Below are 25489 nucleotides of genomic sequence, written 5' to 3'. Positions count from 1 at the left end.
CCTTTCCACGGACTGGTGAGAACGTTTACACATCATTATAAGGGGAGTGGAAAATGATGAAAAGCGTCGATTTTTGTAAAGCGAGATTCATGCTCGCCGCGTTGGCCGTTCTCGCATGCGCGGGCTGCGGCGGCCCGGGCAATCCGCAAGCCTCGGCTCCCGAGGCAGGCGGCGGACCGGATGAGAAGGAGCCGATCACGTTGGCCGTGCAGGACTCCGCGCAAACGAAGGATATCGAACGCTTGATCGCGGCATTCAACGGCGATCATCCCGAGTCGCCCGCCAAGCTGCTCAGTCTGCCGCGCGACACGTACGACGAGTCGCTGAACATGCTTATGACCTCGGGCGAAGGTCCGGACGTCTTTCAGATCGGTACCGGATGGCTCACCAGCTATATTTACAAGAATTGGCTGCTGGATTTATCGAAAGAGGCGCCGGATTCCGTACGCGGCGATTTTCCCGCGTGGGCGGCCGACTATACGAAGCAAAACGAGCATTATTACGCGATCCCGTCCGGCATGCTGACGATCCGGCTCGTCTACAACAAGGATTTGCTGTCGGGAGCAGGATGCGACCCGGGCAAGCCGCCCGCTACGCTGGCGGAATTGAAAACCTGCGCCGTCGGCATTTCCAAGGCGGGCACCGGTTATCGCAAATACGGCTTCGCGCTGCCGGCGAGCGAGGACGAAGCCGGCTTTCAGCAGCCGCTGGAGATGGCAGGCACGCTGAGCGGAGCGTACTATTACGATTATGCCAAAGGAAACTACGACTTTTCCGTATATATGCCTTGGTTTCAAACGATGCTTGCGATGAAACGGGAAGGCGGCTTGTTCCCCGGGGAAATGTCGCTGAAGCCCGATACGGCGCTGACGCAATTCGCGGAAGGGAATATCGGGATGATGATCGTATCCAGCCGCGATATCGCAGCTTTGGAGCGTATGCATCCGGCTTCGTTCCAATGGGGAATCGCGATGCCGCCGCTGCTTGACGCATCCGATAAGGGCAAAGGCGCGCTGATGATCGAGCCCGAGCCGCCTTATGCGGTCAATGCCGTTACGAAGGACAAGGAAGCGGCGGTCGGGCTGTGGCAATACCTGATGTCGAGCGGCTATCTTGGCGAGATGTACAAGCAGGGCGATCTCATTCCGGCAAGGCGGGATCTGACGGAAGGTGAACAGTATCGGCCGGAATTGCCCGGCATGCAGCAATTCCTTCCAACCTCCGCGGAGTCGATTTACCCGAAGGAGCCCAAGTTCATTCTGAAGTACGAACCGACGCAGTTCAGCCCGAGCAATCTGGGGGATGCGGTGCGGATGAAGGCGTACCGGGATATTCTGCAGGGGCTCCAAGATCCGAAGGAAGCGCTCGATAAGCTGTCTGCCCAGTACAACCGCTCGCTGAACGATGCCGTATACCAGAAGCTTGTCAACCTGAACGACTACGTGTTCCCGGCTTTCGATCCGAGAAAGCCGCTGCAGCCGGAGAAGTAGGGAGAAACTTGGCATAAAACAGGCGCGTAATTCGATCATAGCAGGATCATGGCGCGGTTTAGAGACCTATTCGTCGCCGCGCGCCCAAACTCGATAGAAAATTGAAGTTCGTCATAGATAATTTGATGTAGCTTGCGCTTGTAAGCGTATACACTTGGAGGTGAAAAAGCAGAGGAGGAGATTGGTTAATGAGATCGTTATCGTTTCGAAGGATGATCGGCGTCGCGCTTGCGGCGCTGGTCGCGTTCTACTGCGTGCCCGTCGAACCGGCAAGCGCGGCGAGCGCGGAGGCAGCGCCGGTGTACGACGTCGCTATTTCCGGCGTCGACCAGCAGACGGTGAAGGGCTGGGGAATCTTCCCGTCGTGGAATCGCGCGGACTGGAATCGCGATTTTACCGATAAGACGGCGGCGCAGCAAGCGCTGTTCGAGGACCTTGGCGCCACGATGTTCAGGGTCATGATTCCAGCGGTGACCGGGGACGGGGACGGCAACCTGATCGACAGCAAAATGCAGGAGATTTTCGATATCGTCAATGCCGGCGAAACGAGAGGGATGCACGATTACATGATTTCGGTCTGGTCGCCGCCGGTGGGGATGAAGACGCTGCCGACCGTGAACGGATGGACGGGCTCGGAGCATGTGAGGCTCCGTACCGATAAGGAAGCTGCCTATGCGGATTATCTCGTCAAGGCGATCCAATGGCTTGCGGACAAAGGCGCCAGCGTGCCCAAGGCGCTCAGCTTCCAGAACGAGCCGTTGTCGCAAATCGTCAGCGAATGGTGCTATTGGGGCGGAGACAACGGCACCCAATATCAGCGCGTCGCCAAGCTGCTTCGTTCCAAGCTCGACGCCGCGGGACTGACCGGCGTGCAAATCCTGGGTCCGGAAGGCGCCGCTTACCACGAGAACGAGCTGCTGCTCGGGGAAGATTTCTCCGCGCTGCGCGGCGACCCGGAGCTGAACGCGGCAATCGGCGGATTGGCGTCGCATAGTTACTTCGCGAAGGGCTTCGACAACAACGACGTGTACAAGAATTATCGCGCCGCATTGGACCAAGTGCCGGACAAAGACCTGTGGCAAACCGAATACAGCACGCTCATCGCCGGCGTCTCGGAGATGGACATGGCGATCAACGCCGCCCAGCGTCTGGCCGGAGACATGGCGCTGATCAAGGACAATTATTGGTTCTGGTGGCTGGGCTGGGCGAACGGCAGGCATCCGACCGACGTCGGCGAGGTGCTTCTCGACGGCGACGGCTATACGGTGACCAAATCGAAGGCGTTCTACGTGCTCAGCAATCTGTTCAACAACGTTCCCGTCGGCTCGGCCGTCAGACGGGTCAGCGCCGATCCGGCCTCGGGCTTGACGACGACGGACGCGGTCTGGATGGACGCGGTCGCGTTCGTGAACGGAAGCCAAACGACCGCGCTGATGGTCAATCCGACGAACGCCGCGAAAACCGTGAACGTGAGCGGTCTGACCGGCACGACGGCAAACGTGTATCAGTTGACCGCCGATGTCGCCAAAGGCCAAGACATGCAGCTGGCGGCTTCGCGCAATATTCAAGACGGTAAGGCTTCCGCGGTCGTCCTGCCGGCCAGAAGCGTATCCGTCGTCGTCACGTCCGACGTGGACGCGGCACCGCCGCATATCGTATTCGATCAATCCGGCAGCGCGTCCGCGACGGATGCGTCCTACGCGGTGAGAGAATCGGAGTTCGCGGTTTCCGGTCATTTGGACGAGGCGGGCACGCTTCAGATCAACGGACAAGCCGTGCCGGTCGCGGAAGACAACAGCTTCGGCACGACCGTGGCGCTTCAGCCCGGGGACAATACGATCACGGCCGTGGCGAAGGATGGGGCGGGCAACGAGGGCGAGCCCGTGACGTTGTTCGTCAGGTACAATCCGGCCTACCTGGGGCTGTCGTTGGACCAGACCGGACTGCAGTACGTCAAGCAGGGCGAATATACCGTCTCGGGCCGCACGAACGGCAGCGCGGCGGTGACCGTGAAGCAGACGGCCGGCGGGGAAACGGTCAAGCAGGAGACGATCCAAGTGGGAACGCCGAATGAAGGCGGCGGTCAGGCAGGCGACGTCATCCGGCAGATTCTGAACGATAACTATGTATCGTCAGGTGCAGGGTTATCCAGCGCGCAAGGCGGCTTCACGACAAACGCGCAGGTCGTGTGGGACAGCCGGTCGGTATTCGCGCCGGCCGAAGGGGAGCGCTCGCTCCGGTTGAAATTAACGGCCGGCTTTGCCCGCGCCGGCTTGAATTTCCTGAATTCGTCGAATCAAGCTTCGGCGGAGGATTATGCCGCCGTCCAGGACACTGCGGCACTCCAATTCCAGGTGTATACGAAGAGCAAAGTGGACAGCTTCTCCGCCGTGCTCATATCGGATAACGGCGGAATGGCCGTCGAGGCGCGGCTGCCGCTCTCGAGCTACATTGCCGCCGCGGATTACGGGGCCAAGTGGACGCAGGTGACGATTCCATTGTCCGATTTTGACGCGGCTCCGCACTTCAACGCGGCGACAGGCGAGGCAAGCTCGCTCCCCGTGCAATGGAGCAGCGTCGAGGCAGTCGGCTTCGAAACCAATCATGCGGCTTATTACGATCCGTATATCGACGACTTGAAGATCGTATCGACCGGCAGCCCGGACGGCGGTTCGGACGATGGCGAGAATGAAGGCGCCTCGGTTCCGCTAACGTTCAGCACGGTCTTGAATTTGAGCCAAGGCGAGAATGCGATCGCCGTCACGGCTTCTAATCTGTTGAACCAAACCGCCGCGCCCGCGTCGGTCCGGGTCGTATATGATCCGAATCCGCCTGTGTTGACCGTACCGTCGGAAGGTTCGACCTCGGGCACCAGTTACGTATTGAACGGCAGCGTGAACGAGGATGCCGTGATCAGCGTGAACGGAACGCCGGCGACGCTGAAGGCCGACCGTACGTTCACGGCCGTCGTCCGCGTGTCCAAGGGATCGAACGCGATTACGGTAACGGCGACGGATCCGGCCGGCAACGTCTCTCAGGCCATCGTGAACGTCACGGCCGATCCCGTCGAAGACGGCGCGCTGGCGCCGGGCGTCGCGGTCTCGGACCGGGCGGCGACCGAGCCGACGATCGACGGCGATCTGTCCGAACCGGGCTGGGCGGTCAACAACCGGGTCGAGAAGATGATTACCGGCGCATCCGACAACAATGTCACGTTCGGCTCGATGTGGAACGGAGACAAGCTGTTCGTTGCGCTGAAGGTGCTGGACGCCAACCTGGTCAACGATACGGCCGGCGCCTTAACCTATCAGGATGATTCGGTCGAAATCTATCTCGACGGAGACAACGCCCGAGGCTCCGTGTTCGGCACGGACGATCATCAGATCACGCTCGGCTGGCATGACGACCAGCTGTCGGTCGGCGCGGATATTCCTGGTATCGCCTTCGCGCAGAAGGATATCGACGGCGGCTTTACGGTCGAAATGGCCATACCGTGGAGTGGGATCGGCATTCAACCCCCTGCCGACAATTCGGTTATCGGCTTCGACGCGGCCTATAACGACGACGACGGCGGCAACGGCGGCTTGCGTCAAAGCCAGCTGATGTGGCGAGGCAACGCGGATAATTGGCGCAGTACGGCCGCATTCGGGAGTTTGGTTTTGAACGACGGCAAGAACGCGGCTGCCGCATTGGAACCTTCCGGCGCGATGACGGTCGACGGGGCGCTTAATGAGCCGTCCTGGTCGCTGAACGGCAGCGTTGCCAAAGCGATTACCGGCACGTCCAATAACAGCGTCAGCTTCGGAACACTTGGCGATACGCAGAATTTGTACGTCGGCATTGAAGTGCTGGATGCGGATCTGCGCAACGATACGGCCGGCGCCCAAACCTATCAGGACGACTCGGTGGAAGTCTATCTCGACGCCGACCACAATCAAGGCGCCGCCTATGATTCGTACGACCACCAGCTGACGCTTGGCTGGCATGACGCGCAGCTGTCTATGATCGGCAATTTGGCCAACGTGCAATATGCCCAGAAGGACATTGCCGGCGGTTATACGGTCGAGCTGGCCATTCCTTGGACCTCGCTGAATATCGATCCGGCCCGCGATATTACGCTCGGCTTCGATGTCGGCAACAACGACGACGACGGCGGCAATGCCGGCAACCGTGAAAGCCAGCTCATGTGGAGCGGAACCGCCGATAATTGGCGGGATACTTCCGGCTTCGGAAACCTGTTGAACCATAACCTGAGTCTCGCGCTGCCGGACACTGAGACGCCTGATCCGGACGGACTTGCCTTGTTCACGGATAACAACGCGGATCTGAGCAAGCTGTACGCCAAATCGGCCCTGATCGTAAACGCTTCGGGCCATCCGGAGAACTTCGCGAACGATGCTACCCGCATCGCGCATAACATTGATAATCCGACAACGCCGGAATATGTCGTTTACCGTTCGCCGGAAGGGGACATGTACTCCTTCGACATTACGACGGGCCTGTTCTCGGGCACGCCGCAATTCGCCTTCTACGGCTCGTCGGACGGCGTGAATTTCACGAAAATCACGTCCGCTTCCAAGTTGACGGGCGGAGCGAACGGGTATGCGGTATTCAGCAACGCCGCGAGCGGATTGCCGGCGGGAACCAAGTATTTGAAGATTGAATTCCCGGGTCTGGAGAATTGGAAAGAGCAGCTGATGAACGTCGACTTCAAGTACTTCGGAGCCGAGACGCCTCCGGATGAAGGACAGGTCGCGACCTTCACGGACGAAGCGGCTGACTTGTCCAAGCTGATCGGCAAATCGGGCCATATCGCCAATGCGTTCGGGGGGCAGTTGGAGAAGTATGCCGGCGACGGCGACCGGATCATTCATTCGAATGACGACAGCCTGGAACCGGAATACGTCATCTACAAATCGCCGGACGGCGATGTCCGGTCGTTCGACATCAACGTTTCGAACTGGACCAGTCTGCCGAAGACGGTCAAATTCACGATCTACGGTTCTGCGGACGGACAGAGCTTCGCCGAGCTGTCCGTTCATTTGCAGATCCTCAGCAACGCGTCGGGGTACGACACGCTCAGCTTGAGCGCGGACGGACTGGCGGACGGCATCCGGTACTTGAAGATCGTATTCCCGTACGGCGATCCGGCTTGTGACAACTGGACGAGCACGATCAACAAAGCGAACTTCACGTACGAGACGGCCGAATCGAATCCGGCGGACGGTCCGATCTCCGCTTCGGCGTCGCTGACGGGAGCGGCGTCCGTCCCGGCCGGTCAAACGTACGTGCTTCGCTACGGGTTGACCGACCTGCAGGGCAGCATCGCGGCGGAAGATCTGAAGCTTCGGTACGATCCGTCGCAGTTCGAATTCGTATCGGCAGTCGGCTTGAAACCGGGCTTCGATATTGCCGGACAATCGGCCGCCCCGGGAACGGTGCATCTGATTTTGGCCGCCGCCGGTACCGCGAATGCCATAACCGGCGATGAAGACGTGCTGCAATTCACGTTCCGGGCCAAAACGCCGGAAGCCGCCGCATCGACGTCGATCTCGGTGACGGATAACGTCGTCTCGACGTTCGACGGCGAAGAATCGCAGCTGGAGAACGCGGCGCACAACGTCCAGATCGTCATCGTCGACAAAGCGGCCTTGACTTCGGCGATCGCGCAGGCGCAGGGTCTGCTTGACGCCGCGACGGAGGGCACGCGTCCAGGGCAGCATCTGGCTGGCTCCAAGGCGGCGCTCCAAACGGCCGTCGTTGCCGCGCAGGCTGTCGCGAATGCAGCCGACGCGACGCAAGCGCAGGCGGATCAGTCCGTCCAGACGCTGCAGGCCGCCATCCAATCGTTCGCGCAAACGGTCATTCAGACCGGCGATTTGAACGGCGACGGCAGGATCAGCGCCGGGGATCTCGGTCTTGCGGCCGGCTTCTACGGCAAAACGTTGACGGACGCCGGCTGGGACGAGACCTATCGAGACGCCGACATGAACGGCGACGGCATCATCGACACGGCAGATTTCGCCGCGCTGGCCGCATATTTCCTATAAGGCTGGACCAATGGGGCAATCCCGCTATTCGGGGATTGCCCTTCTGCGTTGCGGCAGCATCCTTGCCTTGCATATCCGATAGAATTTTGAAGGCCGTCGTAGATAATTTGATTCAGCCCGGGAGCGAAAGCGTCTACAATGGGAACTGTTACGGGACATCGTTATCGCTTCAACAAACAAAGGAGGGTTTTATTACATGCAACGCAAATCCAAAATCGCCACCACGCTCCTCACCGTCGCGTTCGTCTCATCGCTCGCCCTGACGGGCTGCGGGAATTCGAACGACGCGAACGGCACGAACGCCGCCAATGCGGCGAACGGAGCGGAGCCGGAGACCGCGAACGCCGCGCAGACGGACAACGCTGCGCCGGCGGACGATAAGCCGGCCTTGGAGCCGGCCGAGCTGTCGATCTATTACCCCGGCACCGAGCAGAAGGACGTCGCCTTGGTCGAGGCGGAAATGAACAAGCTGCTCAAGGACAAAATCAACGCCACCGTCAAAATCAGCGCGGTCGACTGGGGCAACTGGGCCCAGAAAATCAACCTGATGGTCGCGTCCGGCGAGCCGTTCGACCTCTTGTTCACGGCAGGCTGGGATAATTTCAGCGGCAATGTCGCCAAAGGCGCGTTCCTGGACGTTACTTCCCTGATCGATCAATACGCCCCGGAGACGAAAGCGCAAATGAATCCGGAGCTGCTTACGGGCACGGCAATCGACGGCAAGAATTACGCGGTGCCGGTAGAGAAAGAAATGGCAAGCGAATTCGGCATCGTGCTGAACAAAGACCTCGTGGACAAATACGGCTTCGACATCAGCTCAATCAAGAAATACGAGGATCTGGAGCCGATGCTGCAGACGATCAAAGAGAAAGAGCCGACCGTGACGCCGTTCTGGGGCGGCAAAAACAACGTTACCCTCATCCCGTTCGAGCAAATCGGCGCCGTACCCGGCGCAATCAAGAAGGATGGCAGCACGACGGTCGTCGACCAGTGGGAATCGCCCGAAATGCTGCAAACGCTTAAGCTGATGAAGGACTGGTATGGCAAAGGCTACTTCCAGAAGGATCCGGCTACTCAAAAAGACGCAGCCACCTTCAACAAGGCCGGCACGGTCTTCGCGCAATGGCAGCAGCTCACACCGGGCAAAGATAAAGTACTCAGCCAGCAATGGGGCCATCCGATGGTGCAAGTGGTCATGACGGAACCGTACACGACAAGCGGCGATCTGAACGGCGCCATGACCGCCATCTCCCGGACGTCCAAGAATCCGGAGCGCGCCATGATGCTGATCAACCTGCTGCATACGGACGCCCAATTGCTTAACACGCTCGTGAACGGCGTGGAAGGCAAGCATTTCGCGAAAGCAAGCGATACGGTCATCAAGTTGCCGGACGGCGTTCAAGCCGGTCAAAGCGGCTACGCGCCGGGCAACAACTATATGTTCGGCAACCAATTCCTCAACTATCTGTGGGATAACGAGGATCCGCAAAAGTGGGAAGCGTACAAGGCGTTCAATGCTTCGGCGAAACCATCGCCGATCGTCGGCTTCAGCTATAACGCGGAACCGGTCAAGAACGAAGAAGCGGCAATCAACAACATATTCAATTCGTTCATCGACGGTCTCAGCACGGGCGTCATGGATCCCGACAAGGATCTGCCTGACTTTATCGCCAAGATGAAGCAAGCCGGACTCGACAAAGTCATTGTCGAGAAACAGAAGCAAGTCGATGCCTTCCTGAGCAGCAAGTAAGCAGCGCCAGCAGGCGAATAGCGAGGCCGGCATGTCTGCGATTGCCGGCCTCTTCAATTCATCGTGAAAGGAGCGGAGCTCATGAACCGTCGCGCTGGCTTGCTTTTCAACCTCGTGAAATACCGCGCCTTGTTCCTGATGCTGATCTTGCCGGCAGCGGTACTCGCGTTCAACAACTATATTCCGATGTTCGGCGGCATCGTCGCCTTCAAGAACTATAATTTCGAGGGCGGCATCCTGGGTAGTCCCTGGGAGGGGTTCGAAAATTTCAAGTATTTGTTTCAGACGGAGGATGCTTTAATCGCAACCCGTAATACCGTGCTCTACAATGGACTGTTTATCGTGGTGAACACGGTCGGCGCCATACTTCTGGCCATTGCCCTGAATGAATTGCGAAGCCGGAAGCTGGCCAAGTTTTTTCAAAGCAGTCTGCTGTTTCCTTATTTCTTGTCTTTCGTCGCCGTCAGTTATCTGGCTTACGCCTTCCTCGGCGGGTACGGCTTCATTAACAAAGCGATTCTAGAGCCGCTCGGCTTCCATGAAATCTCATGGTATACCGAACCTAAGTATTGGACGGTCATTCTACCGCTCGTTAACCTTTGGAAAAATGTCGGCTACGGCATGGTCCTTTATTTGGCGGCCATTATCGGAATCGATCAGGAATATTACGAGGCGGCCGTTATTGACGGAGCTTCCAAATGGCAGCAGATTCGGAAAATAACGATTCCGTTGATCGTCCCGGTTATCGTCGTGCTGGTTATTTTGCAAATCGGCCGCATCTTCAATGCGGATTTCGGCTTGTTTTATCAAGTGCCGCTCAATACGGGCGTGCTTTACCCGACGACTAACGTTATCGATACATTCACCTATCGGTCGCTGCTTGTCAGCGGCAACGTGGGGATGTCGGCAGCCGCTTCCTTATACCAATCGGCGGTCGGGTTCGTGCTCGTGCTGCTGACCAATTTCATCGTGCGCAAGTCAAGCCGCGAAAACGCGCTGTTTTAGGAGGGAACCGAAATGAATGCTCACGCCGACTCTCAAGTCTCGGCCGGCCGTCCTGCGGAAAAAAAACGCGCGGTAAAGAAGGAATATTCAAGCAATGGCTTATCGGGCGGGGCGAACGCGATACTGGTTGCGATATTCGCCCTGCTAAGCTTGGCTTGCCTGTACCCGGTACTGCTCGTCGTGGCGGTGTCGTTAACGGACGAGCAAGCGATCGTGACCCATGGCTACAACATTATTCCTCGGGAATTTTCAGTGTACGCGTACCGGTACTTGTTCGAAGACGCGACGCAAATCTTCCGCGGCTACGGCGTATCGATCCTGGTCACGGTGATCGGCACGGCAGGGAGCCTGCTGCTGACTTCGCTGCTTGCCTTCCCGCTTTCCCGCAGAGACATGCCTTACCGCAACATCATCGCATTTGCCGTGTTTTTCACCATGCTCTTCAGCGGAGGGCTCGTACCGTGGTATCTCGTCTATAATGCCGCGGGCCTGAACAATACGCTGCTCGCGCTTATCGTTCCGCATCTGGTGGTGCCCTTCAATGTCATTATCATGCGTACCTTCTTCGCGAATACGATTCCGGTGTCGCTGATCGAATCGGCCAAGATCGACGGCGCGGGCGAATTCCGGATCTTCGCCCGGATCATCCTGCCGCTCTCCTTGCCGGTCATCGCGTCCATCGGCTTGATTCAGACGCTGGCGTATTGGAACGACTGGTTCACGAGCTCGGTGTTCATCAGCGACAACCATCTGGTGAGCTTGCAATATTTGATGTACAAGACCATCTACAATATTCAATATTTGAATTCCGGTCTGGTGGACGCTTCCGTTGCCGGCACGGCCTCGGCGGCGATTCCGACCGAAACGGTGCGGATGGCGATGGCGATCGTCGGCATCGGCCCCGTCGTGTTCGTGTACCCGCTGCTTCAGAAATATTTCGTAAAAGGCTTGACCGTCGGTGCCGTTAAAGGCTGATAAGCCGGCGCCGATTCAGTGAACGCAAGGAGGGAATCCGGTCGTGAATGACCTGTTGGATAAATACAAGCTTGATCTTCGCCATAGCACTTCGCCGCCCAATCATATCGGGGTGAGCAGCCTGTACAGCGTTACGGCCCCCAAGCACGGTACGGTGACAGGCGTGAACGGTTGTTACTCGCCGCCTTATGCGGCAGGCGGGCTCCAGCTTCAATTGGATTTCTTGGCGGATGGCATCGCGATCGAGGATACAGGAAATCTAGGCAAACGGGACTGCGGGCTCTTATATGCAGGGGCCGTGTGGCGCCCGGATCGCATCATCCGCCGCGGCACGTACCATTGGCTGAAGGAGCAGGGACTTGTATCCCTGGGCGTCGTCAGCGAGCTGGTGCCGTTGACAGGCAGGGCCGGGTTCGTGCTCGTCGTGCGGGTTACGAACCGTTGCGGCAGAAGCGTTCAGCTCGATATCATTCCGAGACTGGAGCCGGGCAGCGTGCGCAAAGTTCCGCTTGGCGCCTGGAATTTCAGCCCGCCGCAAGGCGGTCCGATTCCGGAACGGCTTGGCGACCAACTCGTGTGGGAGAGCAGCGAAATGCGGATTACGCTGCATCATGACCTGCTTTCCGCGTCCATGGAGCCTGATCAGGAATGCGTGTTCCGCATAGCGGTCGTCATGAGCGAAGCCGGAAACGCGGTTGAAAGCCTAGTCGAACGCAATAGCGAAAGCCATTTCGAAAACTCCGATATACGTAACGCCTTTGCGGCAGCAAGACTGGCCGTCTGGGAATTGGAGACGGAAGAGCGCTGGCAGTCGCTTATCGCTCGCTCTGAAGCGGCGATCCCGCGAATCGAGACGGATATTCCCGGTCTGGAAGCCTATTACCATCGCTCGTTGATTAGCGGGCTGATCTGTCTATGGGATCATCCGGATTTCAAAATCCAGCCGTTCCCGGTCACGTCGGGCATCGACGGCGGCGGCATCAACAATTATCCTTGGGATGCGGCGGGTTACGTGGGCCAAACCTTGACGATGCTGCTTGGCGGCGAAGGCTCGCAGCAGTACTTGCGTTTCATGGAAGAGGGCGGGATCGATCGGCATATCTGTTTCGCTCCAGACGGGACGGGGGACGAGCCGTTTGCTTATTCGTACAGCTTATGGGCGTTTTTCCACTTTGCCTGGTCGTTCTTCAGTCAACATGGCGTTGACCGGCATCTGTATCCCGTGTTGAAGCGGGTGCTGGAGATCGATGAAGAACGCCTTCTCCATCGCGGCGAGCTGCTCGACTACGGCAACCACCATCACCTGCTGGAGATGCGCGGCAGCGGCTATGAGCATGTCGTCGCAAGTCCGAATGCGGAGAGGGCGTGGTGCTACGACCGTTTGGCGGACTTAGCGGCACAGCTCGACCTGGACGAGGCGGAAATCTGGCGGGACAAGTCGGCGCGCATCCGCCAAGCCATTCAGGAGGAATTGTGGGATGGAGAGGCGAAGTGGTTCCGCAGCTTGTATCCCGGCGGGCACGAGGAAATGATTTATTCCATTCAAGCCTATGACGCGCTGCGGATGGGGGCTTGCACGCCCGAGATGGAAAGCTCGCTGCTGTCCCATTTGCGCGACGGGGCATTTCTCGGCGAATTCGGGGTTTCCAGCATATCCGCCGAAGACGAGCTTCATTATGAAGTGAACGATCCCGACTGGTCAGGCGGCGGGAGCTTCGGCGGGGAAGGGCCGATTCTGGCGCAGACGCTATGGGAAATCGGACGGCCGGAGCTGGCATGGGACGTATTGAAGCGCCATCTGTGGATCGGTGCCCGGCTGCCTTATGTGCCGCAGGAGCATTATTGCGACCGTCCGATGGCTCCGGCGCATAAGCGCGCCAACAATATCTCCGGCATGGCTGGCGCCCAAGCTGTGATTTTCGGCATGGCTGGCATTCGGCCGCAGCTTGACGGACGACTGTTTATCCGTCCTCAGCCGCCGGAGGATGGACGCGTATCGATCATCGGCTACAGCTTCCGCGGTCATCGCTACGACGTTCATATGGAACCCGGCGCTTGCAGGATCGTCTGCGACGGCAGCGATATCTACAGCGGCATTCCGTCTCTTCGAATCATCGAGTCGAATCGTTAAAGAAAATGTTGACACTGCAGGCAACTTTATGATAATTTAATAAACGTTGCTTCTGAAATACGAGAAACGACATCTGCCAGATGCGGTCGTGGCGGAATTGGCAGACGCGCTAGATTCAGGTTCTAGTGGTGTAACAGCCGTGGAGGTTCGAGTCCTCTCGACCGCACCAACTTTACTAACCTAGGAAGCCCCGCTTACGGCAGGGCTTCTTTTTTGTTGTTCCGAACCGTGGCGTGGCAAAGAGTGCCGGCCATCGGCTTTACGCTCCGCCTTTCCTCCCGGAAAGGCTTTTTTTTATGCTGTTCGAACCTGATTTAAGCATTTTGATAGAGTTGGAGACAATTTGTTTACAAGTTATCAACCTTCCGATGACATTCAGACGTTATAACTAAGAGACGAACAGGAACGATTATCGATCAGGAGGACATCATGAAACGACGCAGGCGATTAAGGAGATCCGTCCGTTTGGCAGTATTGGCCATTTTGTTGATCGTACTGGGCAGTTCATTAGCTTCCATCGTACGCCACCATATAGAGGGAACAAGACCGTTAGCAGGCAGCGTGCCCGAAGGATTGTCATCGGCGGATGGAGAAGAACCGCCGGAAAATGTCTATCGCATCATTATCGATCCCGGCCACGGCGGCAAAGATCCGGGCTCCGAGGGAAGCGGCGGCAGCTGGGAGAAGGACAGCAACCTGTCCCTCGCGCTTAAAGTCTACGAGCTGCTGAAGAAAGACCCCGCGTTCGCGCCGCGGATGACCCGTTCGGACGATACGTTCGTGGAATTGGCGGATCGCGCCGGCGTGGCTAACGATTGGGACGCGGATGCTTTATTATCGATCCACGGCAATGCATTCGAGGATCCGAACGTCGGGGGAACGGAAACCTATTACCGGTATGACAATGGCATTCCGCTCGCAACGGCCATTCATCAGAAGGTGGTGGAGGCGCTGGGCTTTCCCGACCGCGGCGTGAAGGAGGAGCAGCTGAAGGTGCTTTCCCTCAGCAAGATGCCGGCGGTCTTGGTCGAGCCCGGGTACCTCACGAATCCCGGCGAGGAATCCGTACTGCTGAGCGAGGACGGACAGATGAAAGCGGCGCAGGCAATCGTGGATGGCTTGAAGTCTTACTTGCAAGCTTCCGGACAAGGCGCGGATTCATCTGCCGACTTCAACCCAGAACAGTGAATGGGTTGATACCGATACGCACCGACGGCATTTCATGACTGGAAGCCAAGTATGCTACTATCCTTTATATAAGCTTCATTTCCGTTGATGGCGATGAACCAGATTGGAGCTCTGCATGGATAAAACGAAAATCCTCATCATCGAAGACGAGGCAGCGATCGCCGATTTGCTCGCGTACGGGCTGACAAGAGAAGGCTTCGAGACGCGGACGGCGGCGAACGGGGCTGAAGGCCTCGCGGAGCTGGAACGATTCCGTCCGGATATCCTGCTGCTGGACTGGATGCTCCCGGACCAGAGCGGCCTCGATATTTGCAAGAAGGTGACCGCGAACTTCAATATACCGATTCTCATGATTACGGCCCGATCCGACATCACGGATAAGATTCTCGGGCTTGAGTTCGGCGCGGACGATTATATTACGAAGCCGTTCGACCTGCGCGAAGTCGTCGCCCGGATCCGCACGATTCTCCGGCGGCTGGCGCAGGCGAACCAGAACGTGGAAGAGGCGGCGGGGAAAGCGGAGCTGCGCTTCAAGAATATCGCCATCGCGGCGGATGAGCGGATGGTGACCAAGGACAACGAGCCGGTCGAGCTGACGCCGAAGGAATTCGATCTGCTGATGACGCTGCTCGGTCACCGGGGCAAAATCTTCACGCGCTCGGAGCTGCTCGACTTCGTCTGGGGCTACGATTTTCCCGGCGATACGCGGACCGTCGACACGCATATCCAGCGGCTGCGCAAGAAGCTCGATGCCGCGGATCTGATCACGACCGTGTTCGGCATCGGCTACAAATTCGAGCGACGGGCGGACTGACGGAATGTTCCGGACGATTCGCGCCAAATTCGTCGTCGGTTTCTTCCTCATCTTCTGCTTGTCCTTCCTCGTGCTGAACGGAACGCTGAAGGAAGTGATCCGGACAAGCAACCAGAAGATCATCACCTCCGATCTGATCGAGCTGAAAAACAACAGCAACGTCTATGTCCGCCAAGCCTTCCTCATCAACCACTTCACGAACAACGATCTCTATTTCGGTCAAATGGCCGAGGAAATGGTGGACGACCTTCATCGTGCCACCTCCAGCGATGTCAGCGCGTACACCGTCGACGGTATTCTGCTCTATTCGTCCGATCGTCAATTGTTCGCAGGCCGCGACACATCCGATCTGAAGCAGGCCTTGAGCGGCAAGACCGCCTATACCGTGACGTACGGAGGAAGCGCCGGATCCGTCCTGTATTCGTATCCGGTCGTGATCGACGGCGTGAAGGTGGGCATTCTGCGGTTCGCCAAGGATTTCGCGCCGATCTACGAGCAGAGCGGCCGGATCTTGAACATCATCTTCTACATTGCGCTGGCGATTTTCGCGGCGGCTTTCTTGTTCTCCTATATCCTGTCGCGGCATATTACGATTCCGCTCGTCAAGCTGACGAAGGCTTCCACGGAAGTGATCGGCGGCAATCTGGACGTCCGCATCGGTTTCCGGCGGAAGGACGAGATCGGACGGCTGGCGGCCAACTTTAACGACATGATCGGACGAATCAGCCGTCAAATCGGGACCATCGCCCGCGACCGCGACCGGCTGAAGGAGCTGAACGCGCAAGAGAAGCGTTTCTTCGACAACGTCACCCATGAGCTCAAGACGCCGCTGACCTCCATCTTGGGCTATGCCGAGATCATCCGGGAGAATGGAGAGAGCGATCGGGCGTTCTTCGACAAAGGCATGAACCACATCGTCGAGGAAAGCCGCCGCCTGCACGGGATGGTGCTGAACTTGCTCGAAGTCACTCACCGCAGCGCCGGTCAAGAGGAAGCGGAGCTTGTCGAGCTGGGCGCCATTCTGCGCGATGTGCGCGACGCGATGGCCATCCGGGCGAAACGCTATAACAAGCGCATCACGCTGGAAGCGGGGAACGGGCTATACGTGCTCGGGCAAGCGGACAGGCTGCGCCAGCTCTTCATTAATCTGCTCGACAACGCGATCAAGTACAGCGCACCGCAGTCGGAGATTACCATCAGCGGCGAAATGGATGCTTTCGGTTGGGTCCGATTTGTTTTTGCCAATCGAGGCGATACGCTGGCCCCCGATCAACTTGCCCATGCGTTCGAGCCCTTCTATTCGGCGGGCCGCGCATTCAAGGAAGAAGGCAGCATCGGTCTGGGACTCAGTATCGTGAAGACGATCGTCGACGATCACGGCGGGACGATCCGGATGTCGAGCGTCGACCAGCAGACAAGCGTGCACGTGGAGCTTCCAGCCGCGGGATCGGAGCGAGAACAATGAAGATAAGACGAATGGCAGCCTTGCATATGGCGTTGGTGTTGGCGGTGCTGCTGCTTACGCTAACTGGATGCATGAGCAGCTCGCGTTCCGAGACGATCATCATTCCGGGCACGGAAGAGGAGCAGATGAACGGTGCCAACGGTACGAACGGTACGAATGGGCAGAACTTTCAAGTCAAAACGATCTACCGCCTGAATGACGCGACCACGAAAAAAGGGCAGCTGCTCGGTTGGTCCGGCCCGGAAGCGGTCGTCGGCTTATTCATGGATAATATGCCGTCGCAAGAGCTGAGTTGGCAGCTGCAGCGGTTCTCTCCGCCATACGACAAGGCCGAGCTGCTGCAAAGCTTGAACGTGAAGACGGATATTTACGAGCTGTCGCCGGACGGGAAGTCGCTGTCCGGATTTACCAAGGACAAAAGCGGCATCGCCTTGCAGGTGATCACGCTGGCCGATGGCAAGATCAAATCGATTGCGCCGCCCGATTCCGCGCAATGGCAGCTTCGTTCGCGTTACTTGAAATGGTCGGATAACAGCCGGTACGTCTCCTTTCTTACCGCGGATTCGGCTAGGGGCAAAACGAAACTCGGCGTGTACGATACGAAAGCCGGAGCGGCAAAGCTCTATCCGCTGACTGGGCTGGAAGAGGAGAGCTATTTTGAAGCGGTTATACTATCGGATAATGGCAGCGGGGCTTTGATCGATACCGGAGATACGATCGTGCTAGCGAAGCGCAGCGGAAACGGGTACGTCATTCAATATGATCATCCGGCGGTGAGCGACGGGACCGCCTGGGTCAATGACGATCAATTCGTGTTTCTTGGCGCCGACAGCACCCTGTTCGAGTACGACAGCCGCAATGGCGAATTGTCCGTTCTGCTGGAGAAGGTCGGCAGCTTCTGTCTCTCGGCTGACCGGAAAGTGATCGCCTACACGCAGTTTGAGAAGGATACGATCTTCGCGGGCAAGCTGCAGGGCAACAATATCCTGTATCGGAATACCGTTTATCAGGGGATTTTGCCGCTGCAGATGTATTGGAGTCCAAGCAACGACGCGCTGCTGGTCGGCGGGCGGAAACAATTCATGCGGCCGGCTGTGCAAAGCGGGGCCGCCGAGGCGGCGCCCGACGATACCTATATGCCGTTTATTATCCAATTTCAATAGGAGGAATGGGAGCTCCCTGTACGAAGCAGACCGGACGGATTTTCGTCCAGTCTGCTTTTTTTATTTTGGAGACATTTTGTTCACAAGCGGATGACCTTTTGGAGATATCTCTTCTTTATAGTCGGTAGGAGCAAGTCCAGACGGGCTTGAACCGAAGCTGAATATGAAGGAGAGAAGGCAATTGAAAACATACGGATTAGGCATTGCCGCGAGCTGTTTATTGGCGCTCGCATTGACGGCTTGCAGCGGAGGAAACGCAAACGGCGGCGCTCCCGCGAGCACGGGGAACGCGGGAGGCAGCGAAACAACCTCAGGGTCTGAAACGGGTTCGAACGCCGGGCCTGGCGGCGGCGATACGAAGGGCGGAACGAACGGCGGGGCGCCGGATGCGGGCGGCAAGAAGACGATCGTCTTCTCGACCTTCTGGCAGGACGCCAGGTTCGAGGATGCAATCAAGAAGTACGAGGCGCTGCACCCGAATATCGACATCAAGCTTGAGGAAGGCACCTACAAGAACGAGACGCTGGATACGGACATCGAGAACTACTTGACCGCCACCAACACGGCGATGCTGGCCGGCAAGGGTCCCGACATCCTCGCGATGGACCTGCTTCCGACCGACAATTACGTGAAGCATAACCTCTTGGCCGATCTGAGTCCGTTTATGAAACAAGATTCGGACTTTCATCAAGACGATTATTTCACGAATATCCTGGACAACGTCCGAGTCGGAGAGGGGCTGTACAGCATGCCGCTCACCTTCTTCCTGATGGGCTTCGCGGGCGACGTGGACGCCATCGCGAACACCGGCTCGAAGTTCGACGATCTGACGTGGTCCTGGAGCGATTTCGAGAAGACAGCCGGCGAACTGGTCGCCAAAGGCCCTCTCAAGTCGGCATTAACGTACGAAAGCCCGGAATATTTGCTTGGCGAAATGGTCAGCGACAATCATGACTTGTTTATCGACGACGCCGAGCATAAGGCGCATTTCGATTCTGCATCTTTCACCGGCCTGATGAAACAGGTGAAGGCGCTGTTCGATGACGGCGTCGTCTACAAGATGGGGCGAGGCGTGAATGCGTATTTCCAGAGCATCCAGATCAACTCGCCGAAGGATTACTTGGAATCGATGCAGGGCTACAGCTTAGGCGTGAAGCTGGCGAACAAGAATTTGGGCGAACATGTGAAGCTGTACGCGAAGCCCCATGCGCAGGATACGGCAGCCGGCGGTTATTTCAAGACCTACCGGAGCGTTGCGATCAATGCGAATTCCACGGTTCAGGCTGCGGCTTGGGATTTCATCTCGTTCTTGATGTCCGAGGAAATCCAGGCTCCGCTGACCACGACCGGGTTTCCGATCAATAAAGCCGCGTATGCCAAGCAGATCCAAGCGGTGAAGGACCTAGGCACGATCAAGGGCTTTCCGGAAGGTCCGCTGCAAGGGGCGACCTTCAAGGTAGACGAGGCGATGCTGGACGGACTGAGCGGGTATGTGAACGGAGCGGTTCATGCGGTCGGGGAAAACAAGTCCGACAAGCTGTGGCAGCTGGTCGTCGCCGATTCGAAAGCCTTCTTCGCCGGTCAGAAATCCGCGGAGGACGTCGCCGGCCTCATTCAGAACAAAGCGACAACCTTGCTCAATGAATAGAGCCGGCATGGCCATGCGGCTCCGCAAGGACGGCATCAAGGCATTGTGGTTCCTGGCGCCGAGCTTGATCGGGTTTGCGGTCTTCTATTTCATTCCCTTCCTGCTCGGCATCTACGAGTCCTTAACGGACGGCGCGCTTGGCGGCCGGTTCGTCGGCTTCGAGAACTACATGGAGCTGCTGCGCAGCGGCTCCTTCCGCAAAGCGGCATCCAATACGATGTTGTTCACAGGCATCAGCGTTCCGCTGCTCATCGCGCTGTCCCTGCTGCTCGCTTTGCTGCTGAACCGGCAGGTCTACATGCGTAACTGGCTTCGAACATCGATCATGATGCCGCTCGTCGTGCCCGTCGCTTCCATCGTCATGGTGTGGCAAATGTTCTTCGATTGGAACGGCACCTTGAACGCGTTGCTGCACCGCTTTCATATGGATCGTATCGACTGGATGCAATCCAACTGGTCGATGAGCATCATCGTCGTCATGTATATTTGGAAAAACATCGGCTATAACATGGTGCTGTTCCTGGCCGGCCTCCAGTCGATTCCGAGAGATTATTACGAGACGGCTGCCATCGAAGGAGCCGGGCGGCTGCATCAATTCCGCCATATTACGCTGGTTTATTTGACGCCGACGATGTTCTTCGTCGTACTGATCTCGATTATCAATTCCTTCAAGGTGTTCCGGGAGACGTACCTGCTCGCCGGGGACTATCCATACGATAGGCTGTACATGCTGCAGCACTATATGAACAACATGTTCTTCACGCTCGACATCCAGAAGCTGACGGCCGCCGCCACGATCATGGTCGGCTGCATCGTGCTGCTGGTAGCGGGACTGCTCGGCATCGAACGGCGGTTCCGGGAGAACGTGGAGTAGCAGGGGGGTATCATGAAGAAATTATCCTGGCTTCCAAAGCTCGTCCTGTCTCTTCTGATCGGAGCGGTGGCCGTCGCCATGCTGATTCCGATTCTGCTGACGTTGACGAACTCGCTGATGACGGAGGAGGAGATCGGCCGCAATTACGATCTGCTTGGGCAGATGGTCGATACCGCGGCGGGCGGCAACGACGCATTCGTGAATTTGAAGCTCCTTCCGGACTGGCTGTCCTTCAAGCAGTACGCGCAGGTGCTGGTGCTGAGTCCGAAGTTTCTCGGCATGTTCTGGAATTCGGCGGCGCTCGTCGTGCCGATCGTCATCGGACAGACGATCGTCGCCTCGCTGGCCGCTTACGCCTTCGCCAAGCTGCGGTTCATCGGGCGGGACAAGCTGTTTCTGGTCTATCTGATGACCATGCTGATGCCGTTCCAGGTCACGCTCGTGCCGAACTATCTCGTCATCGACAAGCTCGGTCTCATGAATCATGCAGCCGCGATCATTCTTCCGGGCATATTCGGCGCGTTCGGCGTGTTCATGATGCGTCAGTTCATGTCCCATATACCGTATGCCTACACCGAAGCCGCCAAGATCGACGGAGCCGGGCAATGGACGATTTTCGCGCGCATCATGCTGCCGCTTATCAAGCCGGGATTGGCTGCATTGACCGTTCTCTTGTTCATCGACTACTGGAATATGATCGAGCAGCCGCTTATTTTCCTTCGTGATGCGGCGAAGCAGCCGTTGTCGCTTTACTTGGCGCAGATCAATCAATCGGCGCGGGGCATCGGTTTCGCCGCTTCCGCGCTGTACATGGCCCCGATGGTGCTGCTGTTCCTATATGCGGAGTCCTACTTCGTCGAAGGCATTCAACAATCGGGCATCAAAGGATAACTCGGGAGTGATCGTCATGGAAGAACGGACGTCAAAGTCCAGAAAACGCAAGATTCGGTTCATCGCGAGCGTGTTCCTCGTGCTTCTAGCCGGCTGTACGCTTGCAGGCAATTCGCTGCGGGCGTTATCGCTGCCGAAGGTCTATACGGCCGTTCCGTCCACGGGTTCGCTTGCGCATGATTACGAAGGCAGCGCTACGATACAACCGGGCGAGGTGAGAGAGCTTGCGAATCCGGCAGGGTGGAAAGTCGCGAAGGTGCTCGTTAAGCAAGGAGACCGCGTGCATAAAGGTCAGCTGCTGGTGCAATACGACGACTCGGATGCCTTGCTGGAGCTGGCCGATCAACAGGCGGCGCTGAAGAAGCTCAATCTGTCCATTCATCAGTTGGAGACCAATTATATCGAAGCTGCGAGCGGGGATAGCGCGTCTGCGAAGGCTGCCGCTGCAGGCGCGATCGAAACGGCCAAGCTCGACATCGCGAGCGGGCAGCAGCACGTACAGCATCTGCAGAAAACGATTGCCGAGAGCAGGCAGATCACGGCGCCATTCGATGGTATCGTCACGAAGGTCAACGCGGCATCGGGACTCGATTCGGGAGGCTTGCCGGATATTACGCTGTCCGACGCAGCCAAGGGCTACCAGCTTCAATTGCTCGTTCCGGGCGAAACGGCCGCCTTGCTCCATATCGACGATACGCTGGATCAGATTACGCTGGCGGAGGCGGATAACCGGACGCTCTCAGGCACAATAACGGCTATCGAGGAGGTTGCGGCCGGAGGGTCGGATATGACGGGCGGCGACGAGTCCGGTGCGAATACGGAAGTCAGCTCGTCGTACAAGTTGACCGTCGCATTCAAGGACGATAGCCTGCACGGAGGCGAGAGGGCACTGGTCAGGCTGTCCGAGTCGGGAGGAGACCAGCTGATCCTCGTCCCGAACGAAGCCGTCCATAAGAATGATCAGGGGTCCTACGTCTTCACGGTCAGAGCCGAGGAAGGGCCGCTCGGCAATGCGTATTATGCCGCGGAAACGCCGGTAAAGGTCGTCGATTCGAACGAATACGTGACGGCGGTCAGCGAGGGGCTGTTCGAGCAGCAGGAAGTCATAATCAACAGCAGCAGCTTCATTATGGATGGAGTACGTGTCCGGCTGTAAGTCGTTGACTGCCAGCAAAACCCGACCAGATGTTCTCCGGACGATGACTCGCATCCGGATCGTGGAGTTTGTTGAGATTATGTTGACTTCGAACTTTCATTCATGGTATATTAACTCTCGCCGCTTCTTAGGAAAGCTTGAAGCGACATCTGCCGGATGTGCGGTCGTGGCGGAATTGGCAGACGCGCTAGATTCAGGTTCTAGTGGTGTAACAGCCGTGGAGGTTCGAGTCCTCTCGACCGCACCAACCATTCAAACCCAAGAAGCCTTGCTGATGCAAGGCTTCTTTTTTGTGGCAGGAGTCAATTGAGCGAAGCTCTGAATCAATGTTGAAACATAAGGTTTTAATTCCAATTTATTCCTTTATGTTGCAGGAAAAACTTTTCTCTGTTGACTTTATATTTTGATTCGTGATATATTAAATTTCGCCGCTTCTAACGAAAGCTTGAAGCGACATCTGCCGGATGTGCGGTCGTGGCGGAATTGGCAGACGCGCTAGATTCAGGTTCTAGTGGTGTAACAGCCGTGGAGGTTCGAGTCCTCTCGACCGCACCAACCATACAAACTCAAGAAGCCTTGCTGATGCAAGGCTTCTTTTTTATGCATTTTAGTGTATTTAAGTAACTCGTCCAAGCTAACGCATCGTTATTTTCATAGCATGTCAATATCAGGAAAGAAAGGAGTTGATTATGCAAATGGTGAAAAAATTAATCGATTATAATGTGAGCGTTCCAGCCGTCGTTACGAATGCCGTTCAAATCGACGTTCCGCAAACGCCGGCCAAAGTCATTTTGGCTGAGCTCGGCATCTTTATTATCCCGGAAGCGGTAAACAATCGCGTAACTTTAACGGCTACCATCGGAGCTGCAGCGACGTCCGGTAACGTCGTAGACGTGTTGTTCCGCGTATTTCGCGGCAACCAAGAAATTTTTTACGCGCTGCAAGGCCTTGAAGAGGGATACGAGCATTACGGCATCGTGACGCTGCAAGTGATCGATATTAACGTGCCGCCCGGCGCGCACGGATATTCTTTGTACGTGGAGAAGCAAACGGAAGAATCGGAGGCAACCGTAATCGGTCCGATTAATCTCAGCGCGGCCGTATACGAGGTGTAAGGCGGACATGCTTATAGCCGATCAAGAGGGGAAGAAAAGTCGAGGAGCGCTCCTCGACTTTCTTTTTTAACCTTGCATGCATACATATTTTTCCTGATGCTGACAAATAATGAAAGGAATGCAGATTGAAGAGAGGACGAACGTACATGAACAAGGGCAAGTTTGCTTTGGTTTTGCTTGCTTGCACGCTTGCGGCCGCGGCGGCGGCGCCCCGGCACGAGACGGCAGCGGCAGCGAAACAGGAACAACGACAGCAACGGCAAATCATTCGTCATCGCGAAGTGGCGATCGTCATCGACGATTTCGGCAATGGCATGACGGGGACGCCGGAGATGCTGCGTCTGCCCGTGAAATTCACGACGGCGGTCATGCCGTTCATGCCGACCACGAAGCAGGACGCGGAGCTGTCCCATAAGCTTGGCAACGACGTCATCGTCCATATGCCGATGGAGCCGGTTCGGGGCAAGCCTGAATGGCTCGGCCCCGGCGCCATTACGACTGCCATGAGCGATGCGGAGATCCGCAAGCGCGTGGAAGCCGCCATAGATGATGTACCTCATGCCGTCGGCATGAACAATCATATGGGCTCCAAGGTAACGGCGGATGAACGTGTCATGCGCGTCGTGCTGAGCGTAGTGAAGGAACGAGGCTTGTTCTTCCTGGACAGCCGGACGACGTACAAGACGGTGCTCCCGAAGCTGACGGCCGAGATGGGCGTCCCGCTGTTGTCGAACCAAGTCTTTCTCGACGACGTCTATACGACCAGCCATATTTCCAAGCAAATCGGCGTGCTTCGCAAATACCTGGAGAGTAACGAGTCCTGCATTACGATCGGCCATGTAGGTCCGCCAGGTAAATTGACAGCAGCCGTGCTGAATGCCGCCATTCCCCAAATGCAGGGGGAGACGCGATTCGTACGTCTGTCGGAAATGCTCGTTCCGTCAGCGGAGAAGGATATAATTCCGCACCCCTGATGTAATGGCAGCCGCGATTTCCGTTTGTTTGACGGGGTCGGTCAGCATGCGCCGGTCGCCTTCGTGACTAATGAAGCCCAGCTCGACGATAACGGCGGGCTTCTTGACGACATTTAGCAAATAGAAGGGCTTCCCTATTCGGGGGAGCCCTTTCGTGTTTTGTCTGCGATTCATCGCGTCTTGGATGCAGAACGCAAGAAGCGCGCTCTGTCCTTCGTTCTGATGCAGCACGAGAGGGCCGTATTCGGTTCGGTCGGGCGCCCAATTCACATGGATGCTGATCAGGATCTGCGCATCGATTTCCTTCGTCAGCTGACTGCGCTGGGACAAATCCCGTCTGTGCCGGGAAGACGACGGATTCCAACGGTTATCGTCGCTGAGCGCATAGTCGCCGTTGCGGTTCAGGATCGCGCGGATACCGTTGTTTTGGAGCAGCAAATACAATTTTTTGGCGACGGCTAGATTAATGTCCTTCTCCAGGAGTTCCTCATGATGGGCGCCGCCGTCAATTCCTCCGTGCCCGACGTCGATCAATACCTGGGCCGTCGGCAGCGCGCGGCTGTAATCCGTCGGCAGCATGCTGTCTAGCGAGAACTGCAGGGAGGCGTCGGGCAATGCCGTTTGCTCTTCTGCTTGATTCACCGGTTCGGAATACGATTGTCTCGAAGCCAAACAGCTGATCAGGATTACAGCTGCGCAGAATGACAAGCCCAAGCGAATCGATAACTGCATCATTCGTTGTCCTCGCATCGGCATTATCCTCCTTTTCCAAATTGATTATGCTTAGCGTGGCACATACC

17 protein-coding genes and 3 tRNA genes are annotated in these 25489 nt (G+C 57.0%); 19 read left to right on the top strand and 1 reads right to left on the bottom strand.

What is annotated here, in order from left to right; genetic code table 11:
- The first annotated feature begins 53 nt into the window (after positions 1-53).
- From AC0YNU_RS03425 to AC0YNU_RS03335, 19 genes are all read left to right on the top strand, one after another.
- Positions 54-1490: an ABC transporter substrate-binding protein gene (locus tag AC0YNU_RS03425; protein WP_475753120.1), complete on the top strand. Its 1437-nt coding sequence runs from the start codon at positions 54-56 to the stop codon at positions 1488-1490.
- A 188-nt stretch (positions 1491-1678) separates the two neighbouring features.
- Positions 1679-7540, top strand: a complete 5862-nt coding sequence (locus tag AC0YNU_RS03420) for a sugar-binding protein (RefSeq protein ID WP_475753118.1) — start codon at positions 1679-1681, stop codon at positions 7538-7540.
- A 196-nt stretch (positions 7541-7736) separates the two neighbouring features.
- A complete protein-coding gene (locus tag AC0YNU_RS03415) occupies positions 7737-9290 on the top strand; it encodes an ABC transporter substrate-binding protein (protein ID WP_475753116.1) in 1554 nt (517 codons plus the stop codon).
- A gap of 81 nt (positions 9291-9371) precedes the next feature.
- Positions 9372-10295: an ABC transporter permease gene (locus tag AC0YNU_RS03410; RefSeq protein WP_475753114.1), complete on the top strand. Its 924-nt coding sequence runs from the start codon at positions 9372-9374 to the stop codon at positions 10293-10295.
- Between the two features lie 12 nt (positions 10296-10307).
- Entirely contained in the window at positions 10308-11270 is a 963-nt protein-coding gene (locus AC0YNU_RS03405; RefSeq protein ID WP_475753112.1) for a carbohydrate ABC transporter permease, read from the top strand.
- 43 nt (positions 11271-11313) lie between these two features.
- Positions 11314-13401, top strand: a complete 2088-nt coding sequence (locus tag AC0YNU_RS03400; protein ID WP_475753110.1) for an MGH1-like glycoside hydrolase domain-containing protein — start codon at positions 11314-11316, stop codon at positions 13399-13401.
- A gap of 82 nt (positions 13402-13483) precedes the next feature.
- Positions 13484-13570 (top strand) — tRNA-Leu (locus AC0YNU_RS03395).
- A gap of 296 nt (positions 13571-13866) precedes the next feature.
- On the top strand, positions 13867-14589 hold the full coding sequence (locus tag AC0YNU_RS03390; RefSeq protein WP_475753108.1) for an N-acetylmuramoyl-L-alanine amidase family protein: 723 nt from the start codon (positions 13867-13869) through the stop codon (positions 14587-14589).
- 115 nt (positions 14590-14704) lie between these two features.
- Entirely contained in the window at positions 14705-15403 is a 699-nt protein-coding gene (locus tag AC0YNU_RS03385; protein ID WP_475753106.1) for a response regulator, read from the top strand.
- A 4-nt stretch (positions 15404-15407) separates the two neighbouring features.
- A complete protein-coding gene (locus AC0YNU_RS03380; protein ID WP_475753104.1) occupies positions 15408-16868 on the top strand; it encodes an ATP-binding protein in 1461 nt (486 codons plus the stop codon).
- Positions 16865-18031 (top strand): hypothetical protein, encoded by a 1167-nt coding sequence (locus AC0YNU_RS03375; RefSeq protein WP_475753102.1) that lies wholly within the window; start codon positions 16865-16867, stop codon positions 18029-18031. Before AC0YNU_RS03380 ends, AC0YNU_RS03375 begins: the two co-directional genes overlap by 4 nt.
- Positions 18032-18212: 181 nt before the next feature.
- Positions 18213-19679 (top strand): ABC transporter substrate-binding protein, encoded by a 1467-nt coding sequence (locus tag AC0YNU_RS03370; RefSeq protein WP_475753100.1) that lies wholly within the window; start codon positions 18213-18215, stop codon positions 19677-19679.
- Positions 19672-20553 carry a carbohydrate ABC transporter permease gene (locus AC0YNU_RS03365; RefSeq protein ID WP_475753098.1) on the top strand — a complete coding sequence of 294 codons (882 nt, stop codon included), beginning with the start codon at positions 19672-19674 and terminating at the stop codon, positions 20551-20553. The genes AC0YNU_RS03370 and AC0YNU_RS03365 overlap by 8 nt, the downstream gene beginning before the upstream one ends.
- A gap of 12 nt (positions 20554-20565) precedes the next feature.
- On the top strand, positions 20566-21444 hold the full coding sequence (locus AC0YNU_RS03360) for a carbohydrate ABC transporter permease (RefSeq protein WP_475753096.1): 879 nt from the start codon (positions 20566-20568) through the stop codon (positions 21442-21444).
- Between the two features lie 16 nt (positions 21445-21460).
- Positions 21461-22600, top strand: a complete 1140-nt coding sequence (locus tag AC0YNU_RS03355; RefSeq protein ID WP_475753094.1) for an efflux RND transporter periplasmic adaptor subunit — start codon at positions 21461-21463, stop codon at positions 22598-22600.
- Positions 22601-22760: 160 nt separating this feature from the next.
- Positions 22761-22847, top strand: a tRNA-Leu gene (locus AC0YNU_RS03350).
- Between the two features lie 221 nt (positions 22848-23068).
- Positions 23069-23155, top strand: a tRNA-Leu gene (locus tag AC0YNU_RS03345).
- A 140-nt stretch (positions 23156-23295) separates the two neighbouring features.
- The gene (locus AC0YNU_RS03340) at positions 23296-23715 is read left to right on the top strand and encodes an exosporium protein C (RefSeq protein ID WP_475753092.1); all 420 of its coding nucleotides are present in this window, start codon (positions 23296-23298) and stop codon (positions 23713-23715) included.
- Positions 23716-23861: 146 nt separating this feature from the next.
- On the top strand, positions 23862-24689 hold the full coding sequence (locus AC0YNU_RS03335; RefSeq protein ID WP_475753090.1) for a divergent polysaccharide deacetylase family protein: 828 nt from the start codon (positions 23862-23864) through the stop codon (positions 24687-24689).
- Here the strand turns inward: AC0YNU_RS03335 and AC0YNU_RS03330 are convergent.
- Entirely contained in the window at positions 24657-25439 is a 783-nt protein-coding gene (locus AC0YNU_RS03330) for an N-acetylmuramoyl-L-alanine amidase family protein (protein WP_475753088.1), read from the bottom strand. The genes AC0YNU_RS03335 and AC0YNU_RS03330 overlap by 33 nt on opposite strands.
- Positions 25440-25489: the final 50 nt, after the last annotated feature.

The sequence above is a fragment of the Paenibacillus sp. J31P316 genome (assembly GCF_056269105.1).
Note: the sequence above shows the minus strand (reverse complement) of the source record. Positions and strands in the feature narration are given on the sequence as shown.